13 protein-coding genes are annotated in these 15,484 nt (G+C 70.2%); 7 read left to right on the forward strand and 6 right to left on the reverse strand.

All coding sequences use genetic code 11. The features are described from left to right. Nucleotides 1–16: 16 nt before the first annotated feature. Complete coding sequence (locus tag V2J18_RS04760; RefSeq protein ID WP_336131201.1) at nt 17–1,732, reverse strand: proline--tRNA ligase; 1,716 nt, start codon at nt 1,730–1,732, stop codon at nt 17–19. Between the two features lie 150 nt (nt 1,733–1,882). Then, entirely contained in the window at nt 1,883–2,368 is a 486-nt protein-coding gene (locus V2J18_RS04765; RefSeq protein ID WP_425605940.1) for a DUF4124 domain-containing protein, read from the reverse strand. Between the two features lie 111 nt (nt 2,369–2,479). On the opposite strand from V2J18_RS04765, the gene pssA reads away from it, so the two are divergent. From pssA to rimI, 3 genes are read left to right on the forward strand one after another with little or no spacing between them, the layout of a single operon-like run. Beyond that, nucleotides 2,480–3,262 (forward strand): CDP-diacylglycerol--serine O-phosphatidyltransferase, encoded by a 783-nt coding sequence (gene pssA, locus V2J18_RS04770; protein ID WP_336131202.1) that lies wholly within the window; start codon nt 2,480–2,482, stop codon nt 3,260–3,262. Continuing rightward, nucleotides 3,259–3,609, forward strand: coding sequence for a hypothetical protein (locus V2J18_RS04775; protein ID WP_336131203.1), 351 nt, complete (start codon nt 3,259–3,261; stop codon nt 3,607–3,609). Before pssA ends, V2J18_RS04775 begins: the two co-directional genes overlap by 4 nt. Beyond that, nucleotides 3,606–4,103, forward strand: coding sequence for a ribosomal protein S18-alanine N-acetyltransferase (rimI, locus tag V2J18_RS04780; RefSeq protein WP_064745915.1), 498 nt, complete (start codon nt 3,606–3,608; stop codon nt 4,101–4,103). The genes V2J18_RS04775 and rimI overlap by 4 nt, the downstream gene beginning before the upstream one ends. Nucleotides 4,104–4,439: 336 nt before the next feature. Here the strand turns inward: rimI and V2J18_RS04785 are convergent, their stop codons facing one another. The 3 genes from V2J18_RS04785 to V2J18_RS04795 all read right to left on the reverse strand — a co-directional run bounded on the left by V2J18_RS04785 (nt 4,440) and on the right by V2J18_RS04795 (nt 9,390). Beyond that, the gene (locus V2J18_RS04785) at nt 4,440–7,262 is read right to left on the reverse strand and encodes a valine--tRNA ligase (protein ID WP_336131204.1); all 2,823 of its coding nucleotides are present in this window, start codon (nt 7,260–7,262) and stop codon (nt 4,440–4,442) included. A gap of 111 nt (nt 7,263–7,373) precedes the next feature. Further along, nucleotides 7,374–7,799: a DNA polymerase III subunit chi gene (locus V2J18_RS04790; RefSeq protein WP_064745917.1), complete on the reverse strand. Its 426-nt coding sequence runs from the start codon at nt 7,797–7,799 to the stop codon at nt 7,374–7,376. Nucleotides 7,800–7,917: 118 nt separating this feature from the next. Then, a complete protein-coding gene (locus V2J18_RS04795; protein ID WP_064745918.1) occupies nt 7,918–9,390 on the reverse strand; it encodes a leucyl aminopeptidase in 1,473 nt (490 codons plus the stop codon). Between the two features lie 235 nt (nt 9,391–9,625). Here V2J18_RS04795 and lptF point away from each other — a divergent pair, with 235 nt between their 5' ends. Together lptF and lptG are read left to right on the forward strand one after the other, a co-directional pair. Then, nucleotides 9,626–10,708, forward strand: coding sequence for an LPS export ABC transporter permease LptF (gene lptF, locus V2J18_RS04800; protein ID WP_064745919.1), 1,083 nt, complete (start codon nt 9,626–9,628; stop codon nt 10,706–10,708). Beyond that, nucleotides 10,705–11,805: an LPS export ABC transporter permease LptG gene (gene lptG / locus V2J18_RS04805; protein ID WP_336131205.1), complete on the forward strand. Its 1,101-nt coding sequence runs from the start codon at nt 10,705–10,707 to the stop codon at nt 11,803–11,805. The genes lptF and lptG overlap by 4 nt, the downstream gene beginning before the upstream one ends. Before the next feature lie 635 nt (nt 11,806–12,440). On the opposite strand, the gene V2J18_RS04810 is transcribed toward lptG, so the two are convergent. Continuing rightward, a complete protein-coding gene (locus tag V2J18_RS04810; RefSeq protein ID WP_064748865.1) occupies nt 12,441–12,914 on the reverse strand; it encodes an RDD family protein in 474 nt (157 codons plus the stop codon). 123 nt (nt 12,915–13,037) lie between these two features. Here V2J18_RS04810 and xerD point away from each other — a divergent pair, with 123 nt between their 5' ends. Together xerD and V2J18_RS04820 are read left to right on the forward strand one after the other, a co-directional pair. After that, the gene (gene xerD / locus V2J18_RS04815) at nt 13,038–13,979 is read left to right on the forward strand and encodes a site-specific tyrosine recombinase XerD (RefSeq protein ID WP_425605941.1); all 942 of its coding nucleotides are present in this window, start codon (nt 13,038–13,040) and stop codon (nt 13,977–13,979) included. Between the two features lie 560 nt (nt 13,980–14,539). After that, the gene (locus V2J18_RS04820; RefSeq protein WP_064748863.1) at nt 14,540–15,424 is read left to right on the forward strand and encodes a DsbC family protein; all 885 of its coding nucleotides are present in this window, start codon (nt 14,540–14,542) and stop codon (nt 15,422–15,424) included. Nucleotides 15,425–15,484: the final 60 nt, after the last annotated feature.

Consider the following 15,484-nt stretch of genomic DNA (forward strand, 5'->3'; position numbering starts at 1 on the left):
ATCCGCCCCGGCCGGCTCAGCGGCCGGCGATGCGCGCCAGCACCGCGGCGCGATCGAGGTTTTCCGCCTCGGCGGCGCGGCGATGGCGGTATTCGAAGCTGCCCGCGGCCAGGCCGCGTTCGGACACCACCACCCGGTGCGGCACGCCGATCAGCTCCATGTCGGCGAACATCGCGCCCGGGCGCAGGCCGCGGTCGTCGAGTGCGGCGTCGACGCCGGCGGCGAGCAGGTCGCGGTACAGCGCCTGTGCGGCTTCGGCCACGGCGGCATCGTTCTTCGGGTTGATCACGCACACTACCGCCTGCCACGGCGCCATCGCGTCCGGCCAGGCGATGCCGGCGTCGTCGTGGTTCTGCTCGATCGCCGCGGCGACTATCCGCGACACGCCGATGCCGTAGCAGCCCATGGCCGGCGTCGCCGCCTTGCCGGTTTCGTCGAGCACGCTGAGCTTCATCGCTTCGGCGTATTTGCGGCCGAGCTGGAACACGTGGCCGACCTCGATGCCGCGGGCGATGCCGAGCGTGCCGCGGCCGTCGGGGGAGGGGTCGCCGGCGACGGCGTTGCGGATGTCGGCCACTTCGCCCGGTTCGGCCAGGTCGCGGCCCCAGTTGACTCCGGCCAGGTGGTAGCCGTTGTCGTTGGCGCCGACCACGAAGTCGGCGAGCGCGGCGACGCTGCGGTCGGCGATCACCCGCACCGGCTTGGCCGGCGCGACCGGGCCGAGGAAGCCCGGCTGGGCGCCGAGGTGTTCGAGGATCTCGGCCTCGCTGGCCAGGCGGTACTCGGCCAGGCCGGCGAGCTTGGACAGCTTGATCTCGTTGACGACGTGGTCGCCGCGCACCAGCGCCAGGGCGAACTGCGGCTGGCCGTCGGCGTCGGCGCCGACGATCGCGACCGACTTGACCGTGCGCGCCAGCTCGATGCCGAGCAGGGCGGCGACGTCTTCGCAGGTCTTCTGGGTCGGCGTATCGACCTTGCGCATGGCCTCGGCCGCGGCCGGGCGCGGGCCCGGCGATACGGCTTCGGCCAGTTCGACGTTGGCGGCGTAGTCCGAGCCGTCGGAGAAGGCGATCGCGTCCTCGCCCGAATCGGCCAGCACATGGAACTCGTGCGAGGCGCTGCCGCCGATCGCGCCGGTGTCGGCGAACACGGCGCGGAACTTCAGCCCCAGGCGGGTGAAGATGCGGCCGTAGGTGTCGTACATGTTGCGGTATTCGCGGCCCAGGTCCTCGTCGGTGACGTGGAAGGAGTAGGCGTCCTTCATCAGGAACTCGCGCGCGCGCATCACCCCGAAGCGCGGTCGGATCTCGTCGCGGAACTTGGTCTGGATCTGGTAGAAATTGACCGGCAGCTGCTTGTAGCTGGCCAGCTCGTTGCGGGCGAAATCGGTGACGACCTCTTCATGGGTCGGGCCGAAGCAATACCAGGCTTCCTTGCGGTCCTGCATCTTCAGCAACTGGCCGCCGAACTTCTCCCAGCGCCCGGTCTCTTCCCACAGCTCCTTGGGCTGCACCGCCGGCATCAGCACTTCGATCGCGCCCGCGGCGTTCATCTCCTCGCGCACCGCGCGCTCGACCTTGCGCAGCACGCGCAGGCCCAGCGGCGACCAGGTGTACAGGCCGGCGGCGAGCTTGCGGATCATGCCGGCCTTGAGCATCAGCTTGTGGCTGACGATTTCGGCCTCGGCGGGGGTTTCCTTGCTGGTACGGAGATGGAACTGCGACAGGCGCATCGGCAGGGGTTCGCGGATGGGGAAAGCGAACAGTTTGCCATGCCGGCGCGCCAGGCTCGTTCGCGAACCGGGCCGGCGGGGCGCCGGGGGCGCCCTGGAGGCGAGCGCCGAAGCCGCTGCGGGCGGGCTCCGGCGCTCAGCGGGCGCCGATCAGGCGTCGCCTTGCTTGGTGGTCGGGCGGCCCGTGGCCGGCGACCCGGCGGCCGGCGCCGCGGCCGGCTGGGTGCAGTAGGCGCGCACCGCGGCTTCGGCCAACTGGACCTGGGCGGCGCGCTGCTGGGCGTCGAGCACGTTGTCCGGCTTGCCGTCCTTGTTGGCGTCGACCCCGACCGAGCGCGAGCTTTGCAGCTGCTTGAGATTGCCGCGCGCGGTCACGCACTGCGGGTTCTCGGCGGCCGGCGCGTCGGCCGCGGTGGCGGTCTGCGCAGCCGTGCCGGAGCGGTTCTTGATCACCCGGTTCTTGACCCCGGCCTGGTTGGGCGGCGGCGAATCGGAGTAGTGAGTGACGCCCTTGGCGTCCTTCCACTGGTACAGCTCGGTCGCGGCGACCGGGGCGGCCAACAGGACGAGCAGGGCGGCGCTGAGGCCCAGCGCCGGGAGGGGGCGGCGGGCGGAAGGGCAGGTCGGGCGGGACATGACGGAGCTCCGGGGCAACGGGCGGAACGGGGCGGCAGGCGCCGGTGAGGCGGGGGGAAGCTACGATTGCAGCATCCTGTCCGGATGCAGGCAAGCGCTACACTTCGCAGTATGGAACCCCATCACACGCCCCGCCCCCGCGGACGCGGCATTTACCTGCTGCCCAACCTCTTCACCACCGGCGGCATGTTCGCCGGCTTCTACGCGATCATCGCCGCCACCCAGGGCCGCTTCGACGACGCCTGCGTGGCGATCTTCATCGCCGCGATCCTCGACGGCGTCGACGGCCGGGTCGCGCGCCTGACCAACACGCAGAGCGAGTTCGGCGTGCAGTACGACTCGCTGGCCGACCTGATCAGCTTCGGCCTGGCGCCGGCGCTGGTGATGTACCACTGGGCGCTGGAATCGACCAAGCTGGACGGCGTCATCCCCGGCAAGATCGGCTGGGTCGGTGCCTTCCTGTACGCCGCCTGCGCCGCGTTGCGCCTGGCCCGGTTCAATTCCCAGGTCGGCCAGGTCGACAAGCGCTGGTTCATCGGCCTGGCCAGCCCGGCTGCGGCGGGCCTGGTCGCCAGTTTCGTCTGGACCTGCCACAGCTTCGACCTCGCCGGCGAGCAACTGCGCTATGGCGCGTTGGCGGTGACCGTACTGGCCGGCCTGCTGATGGTCAGCCGGATCCGCTACGTCAGCTTCAAGGGCAGCGGCCCGCGCAACGACCGGGTGCCGTTCCTGGCGATCCTGGTGGTGGTGGCGGTGGTGGTGGCGATCGCGATCGACCCGCCGCGGGTGTTGCTGGCGATCTTCGCTCCCTACGCGCTGTCCGGTCCTGTGCAGGCGATCTACCGCCGCGTGCGCCGCCTGCCGCCGCCCCCGACCGAGGGCACCGCGCCATGAGCGGACTGTGGAGCGCGCAGCAGCGCGAGTGGCTGCAGGCGATGGACCACAGCGTGCTGAGCCTGGCCGGCGACGCCGCCGAGGCCGTGCCGCCGATGGAGCCGCGCGCCTCCGCTGCGTCGGCGGTCGGCGCGGTCGCTGCGCCGCCGGCCAAGGTGGCGAGCGCCGGCGCGCCGGCGCTCGACAGCCCGCTGCTGCGCAATCTGCTGCGCGCCGCCCGCCGTTCGCCCGGCGATGCGGCGGTGCTGGCCTTGTTCGACGCGGCCGCGCTGCGCGGCGACCCGCGCGCCAAGCGCGCGTTGTGGCCGCAGTTGCGCGCACTGCGCCGCGGGAGCGGGCGCCGATGATCGCGCTGGCCTCGGACCTGGAACGTCCCACGGCCCCGGCCGCGCTGCGGCCGATGCGCGAAGACGACTTGGATGCGGTCCACGCGATCGAGATCCGCGCCTACGAGTTCCCGTGGACCCCGGGCATCTTCCGCGACTGCCTGCGCGCCGACTACCCGGCTTGGGTGCTGGTCGAGGACGAGCGCATCGTCGGCTATTTCTTGATGAGCGTCGCCGCCGGCGAGGCGCACGTACTCAACGTGTGCGTCGCTCCGGAAGCGCATGGGCTGGGGTTCGGCCGCAAGCTGCTGCGCGCGCTGGTGATGATCGCCCGCGGCCGCGGCGCCGAACGGGTATTCCTGGAAGTGCGCCCGTCCAACGCCGGCGCGATCGCCCTGTACCACAGCGAAGGCTTCAACGAGATCGGCCGCCGCCCGCGCTACTACCCGGCCCGCGGCGGCCGCGAGGACGCGCTGGTGATGGCGATCGAGCTGTTGCCCGAGGGTGGGGATTAGGGATTAGGGATTAGGGATTAGGGATTGGGGATTGGGGATTGGGGATTGGGGTTTGGGGATTGGGGTTTGGGGATTGGCAGGAGCGGCGACGCTGCCCCCTGTAGGAGCGGCGTGAGCCGCGACAACCCAAACGACGAAACACCACGCCTCCTTCGGAAGCCCCGACCCTTCCCGCTCTGCCTGCCCAAATCGCGGATATCCGCGCTTCGGCTGCCACGCTTGCGTCCGTCGCTGCGGGTTGTCGCGGCTCACGCCGCTCCTACAGGAGCCACGCGCGGACGCAAAAAAGCCGCGGCATGACCGCGGCTTTTTCGCCTGTGCGACCGCAGCGGCCGCTCAGTCCAGCTTGGCTCGCTGCGCGACCAGCTCTTCCAGCATCGTGGTCCAGTCGATCAGGCGCTTGCGCTCCTGCTCGACCACCGCCGGCGGCGCGTTCTGGACGAAGGTCTCGCTGGCCAGTTTGCCCCGGCACTTGGCGATCTCGCCTTCGACCCGCTTCTTCTCCTTGTCCAGACGCACGCGCTCGGCGTCGAGCTTCTCCGCCGGCAGCGGCACCAGCAGGGTCAGCTCGCCGACCACCGCCGGCGCGGCCGGCGGCGCGGCGGCCACGTCGTCGACGAACTCGATCCGCTCCAGTTTGTTGAGGAACGTGAGCTGGCTGGCGAAGCGTTCGCTGCGCTCGCGGTCGCTGGCGTCGCCCTTGGCCAGCAGCAGCGGCACCAGGTCGGACGGCTTGACGTTGAGCTCGCTGCGCACCTTGCGCAGCGCCGACACCATCGCCTTGAGCCATTCCACGTCGGCCTCGGCGCGGGCGTAATCGCCGGCGAACTCGGCCGCTTGAGGGTAGGCGCGCAGCATGATCGTGCTTTCGGCCACGCCCAGCTTGAGCGCGACCTGCTGCCACAGTTCCTCGGTCACGAACGGAATCAGCGGATGCAGCAGGGACAGCAGGCGCTCGAGCACGTACAGCAGGGTGTGGCGGGTGCTGTCGGCGGCCTCGCGGTCTTCGCCCTGCAGCGCCGGCTTGGCCAGTTCGACGAACCAGTCGCAGAACGCGTTCCAGGCGAACTCGTACAGGCTCTGCGCGAGCAGGTCGAAACGGTAGGCGGCGAAGTGCGCCTCGGCCTCGGCCGCGGCCTTGGCCAGTTGCGCCAGGATCCAGCGCTCGGCGTCGGTGCGGGGCTGCGGCGCGCCGGCGAAGCGGGCGCCGTCGGTGTTCATCAGCACGAAGCGGGTGGCGTTCCACAGCTTGTTGCAGAAGTTCTTGTAGCCCTCGGCGCGGCCGAGGTCGAACTTGATGTCGCGGCCGTGGGTGGCGAGCGCGGCGATGGTGAAGCGCAGCGCGTCGGCGCCGAACGCCGGGATGCCTTCGGGGAATTCGCGGCGGGTGGCCTTTTCGATCTTCTCGGCCATCTTCGGCTGCATCAGGCCGCTGGTGCGCTTGGCCAGCAGTTCGTCCAGGGTGATGCCGTCGATCAGGTCGATGGGGTCGAGCACGTTGCCCTTGGACTTGGACATCTTCTGCCCGTCCTTGTCGCGCACCAGGCCGTGGATGTACACGTCGCGGAACGGGACCTGGCCGGTGAAGTGGTCGGTCAGCATGATCATGCGCGCGACCCAGAAGAAGATGATGTCGAAGCCGGTGACCAGCACCGAGGTCGGCAGGTAGCGCTCGAAGCCGCGTGCGCCCATCGCCGCCGCGTCCGGCCAGCCCAGGGTGCTGAACGGCCACAGGCCGGAGGAGAACCAGGTCTCCAGCACGTCGTTGTCCTGGGTCAGTCGATGTTCGGCGTGTTCGCCAGAAAGAACCTGCTCGTAATCGTCCTGTGTGAGGATGCCTGCGGGAACGTCCTTTAGATACTTCTCGTACGCTTCAGCGGCAGTCCGAGCGACGTAAATATTGCCCTGCGCGTCGTACCAGGCCGGAATGCGATGGCCCCACCACAGCTGGCGGCTGATGCACCAGTCCTGGATGTTCTCCATCCAGTGACGGTAGGTATTGATCCAGTTGGCCGGGACGAAGCGGACCTCGCCCTGCTCGACCAGCGCCAGGCCGCGCTTGGCCAGGCCGTCCATGCGCACGAACCACTGATCGGTGAGGTAAGGCTCGATCACCTGGCCGGTGCGGTCGCCGCGCGGCACCTGCAGCTTGTGCGGCTTGGTTTCGACCAGCAGGCCCTGCGCTTCCAGTTCGGCCAGCACGACCTTGCGCGCTTCGTAGCGGTCCAGGCCGACGAAGCGTTCCGGCGCGTTGCCGTTGACGGTCGCGTCGGGGGTGAAGATGTTGATCAACGGCAGCTCGTGGCGCTGGCCGACCGCGTAGTCGTTGAAGTCGTGCGCCGGGGTGACCTTGACCACGCCGGTGCCGAACTCGCGATCCACGTAGGCGTCGGCGATGACCGGAATCTCGCGGCCGGTCAGCGGCAGGGTCACGGTCTTGCCGATCAGGTGTTGGTAGCGCTCGTCGTCCGGATGGACCATGACCGCGGTGTCGCCGAGCATGGTTTCCGGGCGCGTGGTCGCCACGGTCAGGGTCGCGCTGCCGTCGCTGAGCGGGTAGCTGATTGACCACAGGAAGCCGTCTTCTTCCTCGTTGACCACTTCCAGGTCGGAGATCGCGGTCTTCAGCACCGGGTCCCAGTTGACCAGGCGTTGGCCGCGGTAGATCAGGCCCTGCTCGTGCATGCGCACGAAGGCCTCGATCACCGCCTGCGTGGCCATCGGGTCCATGGTGAAGGTCGAGCGGGTCCAGTCGCCGGAGGCGCCGAGGCGGCGCATCTGCCGTTCGATGGTGCCGCCCGAATGCGCTTTCCACTCCCACACCTTCTCGATGAAGCCGTCGCGGCCCAGGCCGTCGCGGGTCAGGCCTTCCTGGCCCAGGTTGCGCGCCACCACCATCTCGGTGGCGATGCCGGCGTGGTCGGTGCCCATCTGCCACAGCGTGTCGTAGCCGCGCATGCGGTGATAGCGGATCAGCGCGTCCTGCAGGGTGTGCTGGAACGCGTGGCCCATGTGCAGGGTGCCGGTGACGTTCGGCGGCGGCAGCAGGATCGAATACGTCGGGCCTTCGCCGCGCGGCTGGAATACGCCGCTGCTTTCCCACTGTTCGTAGAGGCGGGCTTCGAACTGTTTGGGGTCGTAGCTGGAGGCGAGGGACATAGGGGCGGAGATTCGGGATTGGGAATTCGGGATTGGGTACAGCGGGGATTCGGGATTGGAGATTCGGGATTCGTTAGGACAATGGCGAAAACCGAAGCGTGGGGCCGCCCCTCACATATCGTGCTTGTTCAACGCCAGCCCGCGCGCCTGGTATTGCTTCCAGCGCTCGCGCAGCGGACCGCGCGCGGAGTCGTCGGCGGGAACCACTTCGAGCACGCGGTCGAAGCCGTCGGCGACCGCGGCGTCGCGCAGGTTGATCACCAGCGGGCGCAGCGCGGCGTCGGACTCGGGCGCGGCGATCAGCACGTCGGCTTCTTCCTCGTCCTCGTCCAGGCCGGCGATCTGGTGCGGGATGTAGGCGTCCTCGCCCATGTCCCAGAGCATGTCGTCGAGTTGCTCGGCCTGCTCGGCGCTGCGCGCCAGGATCAGGGTCGGCAGCCCGGCGTCGTGGGCCTTGCGCGCCAGCTCGCAGACCAAGCGCATCGGCTCCTCGCGGAAGCGCGGCGATTGGATCAGGTAGAAGTCGGCACGGGGCATCGGGAAGCCGGGATTGGGGATTCGGGATTGGGGATTGGTTGGGGCAAAAGCCGAGGCGGAGCCGGTGGGGATTCGATGGCGGCGTCAGGAGCCGTCATCGAATCCCGAATCCCGAACCTCAAATCCCGGCCTGATCGAGCAACCACTGCGACAGCAGCCCCACCGGGCGGCCGGTGGCCAGGCCGCGCTTGCCTTCTTCGTTGGAGACGCCGGCGATGTCCAAATGGGCCCAGCGCTGGCCTTCGGTGAAGCGGGCCAGGAAGCAGCCGGCGGTGATCGCGCCGGCCCAGCGGCCGCCGATGTTGTAGACGTCGGCGAAGCTGGATTCGAGCTGGGTCTGGTACTCGTCCCACAGCGGCAGGCGCCAGGCGCGGTCGAAGACCTGCTCGCCGGCCTGCAGCAGTTCGCCGGCGAGGTCGTCGTCCTTGCTCATCAGGCCGCTGGCGAACTTGCCCAGCGCGACCACGCAGGCGCCGGTCAGGGTGGCCACGTCGAGCAGGGCCTTGGGTTCGAAGCGCTGGGCATAGGTCAGCGCGTCGCACAGGATCAGGCGGCCTTCGGCGTCGGTGTTGCCGACCTCGATGGTCTTGCCGGACATGCTGGTGAGCACGTCGGACGGACGGTAGGCGTCGGCGTCGGGCATGTTCTCCACCGCCGGCACCACCACCACCAGGTTGATCGGCAGCTGCATGCCGACCGCCGAGACGAACGTGCCCAGCACCGAGGCGGCGCCGCACATGTCGAACTTCATCTCCTCAATGCCGCCCTGGACCTTGAGGTTGATGCCGCCGGTGTCGAAGGTGATGCCCTTGCCGACCAGCACGTAGGGCTTGGCGTCGCCGCCGTTGTCGTACTTGAGCACGATCAGCTTGGGCGGATTGGCCGAGCCGCGCGCGACGGCGAGCAGCGAGCCCATGCCCAGCGCCTGCATCTGCTCGCGATCGAGCACTTCGCAGGAGGCCTTGTCGAAGCGGCCGGCGAATTCCTGCGCCTGCTGCGCCAGGTAGGCCGGGTTGCAGATGTTCGGCGGCAGGTTGCCGAGCTCGCGCGCGAACGCGACGCCGGCGGCGATGGCCTGGCCCTGCGCCAGCGCGACCGTGTCGGTGCCGCTGAGCGAGAGCTGGCGCAGGCCGGGTTCGTCCTTCTTCTTGCCCAGGGTGGCGGTGTAGCGATAGCAGGCGTGGTCGGCGGCGATCGCGGCCTGGCGGATCGCCCAGGCCGCGTCGCGGCCCTGCACCGGCTCTTCGGACAGGGTCAGCAGGGCGTGCTGGACCGGGCCGGCCTTGAGCGCGCGGGCGGCGTCGCCGACCGCCTTCAGGTACTGGGCGACGCCGAACTTGCCCGGCTCGCCGAGGCCGACCACCAGAACGCGCGGCGCGGTCACGCCGGGGACGTCGTGCAACAGAGCGGTCTTGCCGGTCTTGCCGCTGATGTCGCCGCGTTCCAGCAGCACGGTCAGGCGGCCGCCGCTGATTTCATCCAGCGTTCGCGCGGCAGCGGTCAGGGTCTTGTCGGCGAAGGCGCCTACCACGACGCAATCGGTTTGAGCGGCCGCGGGCGTGTCGCGGTTCAGGTCGAATTCGAGGGCCATCCAACAGATTCCCAGCAGAAAAGAGGAGTTGTCTCGTACAATCGGCCGGCTTTGCCTACGGCCGGAGGCCAAGGACTGAAGCCGGGGCCTGAAGCCCGCGCCGCCTGGCGCTCTTGTCGATCCGCAGCCCCTAGATCGGGGCGGGATCGGGCCAGCCGGCCGTCGAACGAACCCCCGAGTTTAAAGCAAGCCCGCCCGATGCCGAAGCCCAACCCGAAGCGCGCCCCCACGCCTCATGCAGAAGCTTGACCGTTACCTGACCGGCGAATTCGCCCAGGCCGTCTTCGCGACCCTGGTGGTGCTGCTGATCGTGAGCGTCGGCGGCGCCTTCACCGACGTGCTCGAGGACATCGCCAAGGGCAAGGTCCCGGCCGGGATGATGCTGATGCAGCTGGGCCTGGTGCTGATCAAGTGGCTGCCGCTGATCCTGCCCCTGGCGTTGATGCTGGGCCTGATGCTGGGCATCGGCCGGCTGTACCGGGACTCGGAAATGCCGGTGATCGCCTCGATCGGCGTCGGTCCCAAGCGTTTGCTGCGCCCGCTGCTGTACGTGGTCGGGCCGATCGTGCTCGTGGTCGGCGCCTGCTCGCTGTGGCTGGGTCCCTGGGCCGACCGCGTCTCGCGCGAAATGATCAACGAGGCCAGCCGCAGCCTGGTCGTGGCGGGGCTGGAGCCGGGCGCCTTCACCGGCCTGCCGAACGACAACGGGGTGATCTACGTCGGCGCCATGTCCGGCGACGGCAGCCGTTTCGAGCGGATCTTCATCTATCGCAACAAGCCCGAGCGGCAGACCGTCACCACCGCCAAGAGCGGCCATCTGACCGTGCGAGCCAACGGCGACCGCTACCTGACCCTGGACGACGGCTTCGAGGTCGACGGGCCGATGGACGGCGGCCTGGACTACCGGTTGATGCGCTACGCCAGCAACGACGTGCTGATGCCGGCCAGCGAAGACCGCTACGACCCGTCGCTGCCGGAAATGATGTCGACCCCGCAATTGCTGACCGACCCGCGGCGCGAGGCCGCGGCGCAACTGCATTACCGGATCGCGCCGCCGCTGCTGGCGCTGGCGTTCGCCCTGCTGGCGGTGCCGCTGGCCCGCAGCACCCCGCGCCAGGCCCGCTACGGCAGCGTGCTGATGGGCTTCCTGGCCTATCTGATCGGCAACAACTTCATGATGATGGGCACCGGCTGGATCGAGGACGGCAAGGTCCCCGGCTTCGTCGGCCTGTGGTGGCTGACCCTGCCGCTGCTGGCGGTGTCGGCCTGGCTGTACCTGCGCGACGGCCGCGTCGCCCGGCGGAGGAAGGCGCGATGAAGCCCTTCCCCAAGATCCACGACGTCTACGTCGGCCGGGCCGTGCTCGGCACCGTGCTGCTGACCTGGGCGGTGCTGCTGGGCCTGGACTTCATGCTCAGCCTGGTCGGCGAGTTCGGCGACATCGGCAAGGGCCGCTACGGGCTGATGCAGGCGCTGGCCTACATGCTGATGACCGTGCCGCGCCGCGCCTACGGTCTGTTCCCTTATGCCGCGGTGATCGGCGCGCTGATGGCCCTGGGCCAGTTGGCCTCGACTTCCGAACTGACCGTGCTGCGCGCGGTGGGCCTGTCGCGGCGCCGGCTCAGCCTGGCGGTGGCCGGCGCGCTGGCGGTGCTGACCCTGGCCATGGTGGTCAACGGCGAGACCCTGGCGCCGGAAGGCCAGCGCCGCGCCGATGCGCTGAAATCGGCGGCCAAGTCCAACAACCAGGTGGTGGCCGAGTATTCCGGCCTGTGGGCGCGCGAGGGCGACGTGATCCTCAGCGCCAGCCAGGGCCAGGAGCGCAGCAGCGGCCCGGACCGGTGGCTGGAGCTGCGCAACGTCAATCTGTACCAGTTCGGCGCCGACGGCCGCCTGGCCTCGTACGCGATCGCCAAGATCGCCGAGCACCGTCCCGGCGGCTGGCTGCTGCGCGACGTCACCCGCACCACCTTCCACGCCAAGTCGGCCGAGCAGACCCAGATCGCGCAGGAGCGCTGGGAGTCCAAGCTCGACAGCGCGGCGCTGATGAGCGGCACCAACCGGCCGCGCTACCTCAGCGCCAAGGCCCTGCACAAGGCGATCGAGGACCGCGAACGCAACGACCTCGACGCGGCGGAATTCGAGGCCCATTACTGGGGACGCTGGTTCTACCCGCTCAACGTGCTGACCCTGTGCCTGGCGGCGATTCCGTTCGCCTTCGGCAGCCTGCGCAGCGGCGGCCTGGGCAAGCGCTTGTTCATCGGCATCGTGTTCGCCCTGGTGTTCTGGCAGTTGCAGACCCAATTCGTCGAACTGGCCAAAGTGTTCCACTTCGACTTCCGCCTGGCCTATGCGATGCCGACGGTGGTGATGCTGGCGGTCTCCGCCTACCTGTTCAAACGCAGGTCGGGGTGAGCCAAGCCCGCTTAGGCGGCACTGCCGCCTGGGCTTGGCGAACGCCCGGCGCGCTGCGCCGGGCCGGGGCCGTACCCTCCAGTTCACGCATAGCCGCCCGAAGCCGCGTGCGGCACTGCTGCCTGGGCTTGGCGAACGCCCGGCGCGCTGCGCCGGGCCGGGGCCGTAACCCTCCAGCTCATGCATAGCCGCCCGAAGCCGCGTGCGGCACTGCCCCTGGGCTTGGCGAACGCCCGGCGCGCTGCGCCGGGCCGGGGCCGTACCCTCCAGTTCATGCATAGCCGCCCGAAGCCGCGTGCGGCACTGCCGCCCGGGCTGGTCGAACGCCCGGCGCGCTGCGCCTGGCCGGGGCCGTACCCTCCAGTTCACGCATAGCCGCCCGAAGCCGCGTGCGGCACTGCCGCCCGGGCTGGTCGAACGCCCGGCGCGCTGCGCCTGGCCGGGGCCGTACCCTCCAGTTCACGCATAGCCGCCCGAAGCCGCGTGCGGCACTGCTGCCTGGGCTTGGCGAACGCCCGGCGCGCTGCGCCGGGCCGGGGCCGTAACCCTCCAGCTCATGCATAGCCGCCCGAAGCCGCGTGCGGCACTGCCGCCTGGGCTGGTCGAACGCCCGCGGTCCCTACGCCCCCTCGCAACTAACGCTTCGGCAATCGCACCATCCGCGTCCCGCTCGCGCGGTCGTGCCAAGTCAGCCGTTCGCGATCGAACAGCGCCCACCAGAAGCCGAGCCCGCCGGCCAGCAGCGAGAGCGTGCCCACCGCGTAGCGGATCCACAGCGCCCTCCAGCCTGGGGCCGCACCGTCGGCGCCGATCACCCGCAGCCGCCAAGGCCGCATGCCCAGGGTCTGGCCGCCGCGGCGCCAGCTCAGCGTCGCGTAACCGCCGGCGGCCAGCCAGCACAGCGCCCACTCCAGCCACCACCAGCCGGTCAGCGGCCGGATGTTCTCGTGGGTGTCGTGGCCGGCCAGAGTGAAGGCCAGCACCATCAGCAGGCCGATCAGCATCCACAGCGCCAGCACCGGCCAGAAATCGTAGAACAGCGAGAACAGCCGCCAATGCAGCAGGGCGGCGGGGCGGGGCGGGGCAGCGGTGGGGGCGGTTGCGGTCATCGCGGCAGGATACGTGCAGGAACCGGCGCAGAGGAGTGAGAAGTGAGCGCGGGCGGGGACCGCTGTTCCCCTGCAGTTGCTGCCTCACTCCTTTCCACTCGCCCCTCGCCGTAAGCTTCCCCCATGCCCACGCCCGCCGATCGCCGCACGCTCGCCATGGCTCTGCCGCCGCTGGAGGAGCGCGACGACGCCGACATCGCCGCGTTCCTCGATGCGATCTGGGCCGAGAGCGGCTTGGCGCAGCAGACGTTGCACAGCTATCGCCGCGACCTGGAAGGGCTGGCGCGCTGGCGCGACGGCCGCGGGCTGGCCGGCGCCGACCGCACCGCGCTGTTCGAGTACCTGGCCTGGCGCACCCGCGAGGGCTACTCGCCGCGCAGCAATGCGCGGCTGCTGTCGGCGCTGCGCGCGTTCTACGCCTGGCGCCTGCGCCGCGGCCTGCGCAGCGACGATCCGACGGCGCTGCTGGAGCCGCCGAAACTGCCGCGGTCGCTGCCCAAGGCGCTGGCGGAAAGCCAGATCGACGCCTTGCTGGCCGCGCCGGAGACGGACGCGCCGCTGGGGCTGCGCGACCGCGCGATGCTGGAATTGATGTACGCCTCCGGCCTGCGCGTCAGCGAACTGGTGAACCTGCCGGCGACCGCGGTCAATCTGCGTCAGGGTGTGCTGCGGGTCACCGGCAAGGGCAGCAAGGAGCGGCTGGTGCCGCTGGGCGAAGAGGCCCAGCACTGGCTCGAGCGCTACCTGAGCCAGGCTCGCCCGCAACTGGCCGGCAAGCGCGCCCTGGCGCCCTTGTTCATCGGGGCTTCCGGCGAAGCGCCGAGCCGGCAGGAGTTCTGGCACCTGGTCAAGCGCTACGCTGCCGTCGCCGGCATCGATCCGGCGCGGATCAGCCCGCATGCCTTGCGCCACAGCTTCGCCACCCACCTGCTCAACCGTGGCGCCGACCTGCGCGCGCTTCAGATGCTGCTCGGCCACAGCTCGCTGTCGACCACCCAGATCTACACCCTGGTAGCCCGCGAGCAGCTCAAGCGCCTGCACGCCAAGCACCACCCGCGTGGGTGAGGATCAGCGCTCAGGCGGCACGGCCGCCTGCTGATCCGAACGCCCGGCGCCCCTGCGCCGGGCCGGGCGCATCGGATCAGGTCGCGAGTACCCCCAACGAAGCCGCGTGCGGCACGGCCGCCTGCTGATCCGAACGCCCGGCGCCCCTGCGCCGGGCCGGGCGCGCCGGGTCAGGTCGCGAGTACCCCAACGAAGCCGCGTGCGGCACGGCCGCCTGCTGATCCGAACGCCCGGCGCTCCTGCGCCGGGCCGGGCGCGCCGGGTCAGGTCGCCAGTACCTCCGCGTCACGGCGGGCGTCGAGCGGGCTTGCCCCCCTCCCTCCCTGGCTTCCGTCCGCCGGTCCTTGTCCCCCGCACATCGGCGCATTCACCCCGGCGGCCCCGGGCCGGCGCACACTCCACGCGACGGGCGGCCCGCGCCGCAAACCGCGACCGGCATCGCCACTCGCGCGGCGATCCGGTCGCGGTACCGCGATCGCGGCGCCGCCCGTGCCACAATCGGCAGAACCTATTCCCCGTCGGGCGGTCCAAGCCCGACCTCTGAACCAAGGATTCGATGGATGAAGCGCATCATTTTCGCCGTGCTCGGCGCGATCAGCCTGTCCGCCTGCGCCCAGGCGCCGCAGGGCGCCGCCGCCAAGGCTGAGCCGGCCGCCAAGGCCGATGCCGTCGCTGCCGCACCGACCGGCAAGGCGCCGGAGGTCAAGGCCGGCAGCGCCGAGGCGCGCGCGGTCGAGGCGATCCGCCAGCTCAACCCCAACATCACCATCGACAAGGTCGGCGCGGCACCGATGCCGGGCTTCCGCGAAGCCCTGGCCCAGGGCCAGGTGGTCTACATCAGCGACGACGGCCGCTACCTGTTCCTGCCCGGTTCGGGCGGCGCGCTGTTCGACACCCAGGCCAAGAAGAACCTCAGCGAGGACAGCCTGGCGGCGATGCGCAAGGACCTGCTGAAGACCATCCCGGCCAGCGAGCGCATCGTGTTCGCCCCGGCCAACCCCAAGCACACCGTCACCATCTTCACCGACGTCGAGTGCGGCTACTGCCGCAAGCTGCACAGCGAAATCGCCGAGTACAACCGCCAGGGCATCGCGGTCGAGTACCTGGCGTTCCCGCGCATGGGCATCGGCAGCGAGGACTACAAGAAGATGGTTTCGGTCTGGTGCGCGGCGGACCGCCGCAAGGCCCTGACCGACGCCAAGGCCGAGCACAGCGTGCCCAGCAAGGACTGCAAGAACACCGTCACCCAGCAGTACAACGTCGGCCAGCGCGCCGGCCTGACCGGCACCCCGATGATCCTCACCGCCGAGGGCGTCCAGGTCGGCGGCTACGTGCCGCCGGCGCAGCTGCGCCAGACCCTGGACAAGATCGCCGCGGACAGCAAGCCGGCGGCCGCCGGCGCCAAGCCCTCCGCCGCGGTCGCCGCGCCGGTCGGCGGCCTGTAAGCCGCGGGCCCTGCCGCGTTCGCCTCGACGCCGCCTTCGGGCGGCGTCGTCGTTTGTGGG

This window comes from Lysobacter firmicutimachus, from assembly GCF_037027445.1.
GTDB classification, from domain to species: Bacteria; Pseudomonadota; Gammaproteobacteria; order Xanthomonadales; family Xanthomonadaceae; genus Lysobacter; species Lysobacter firmicutimachus.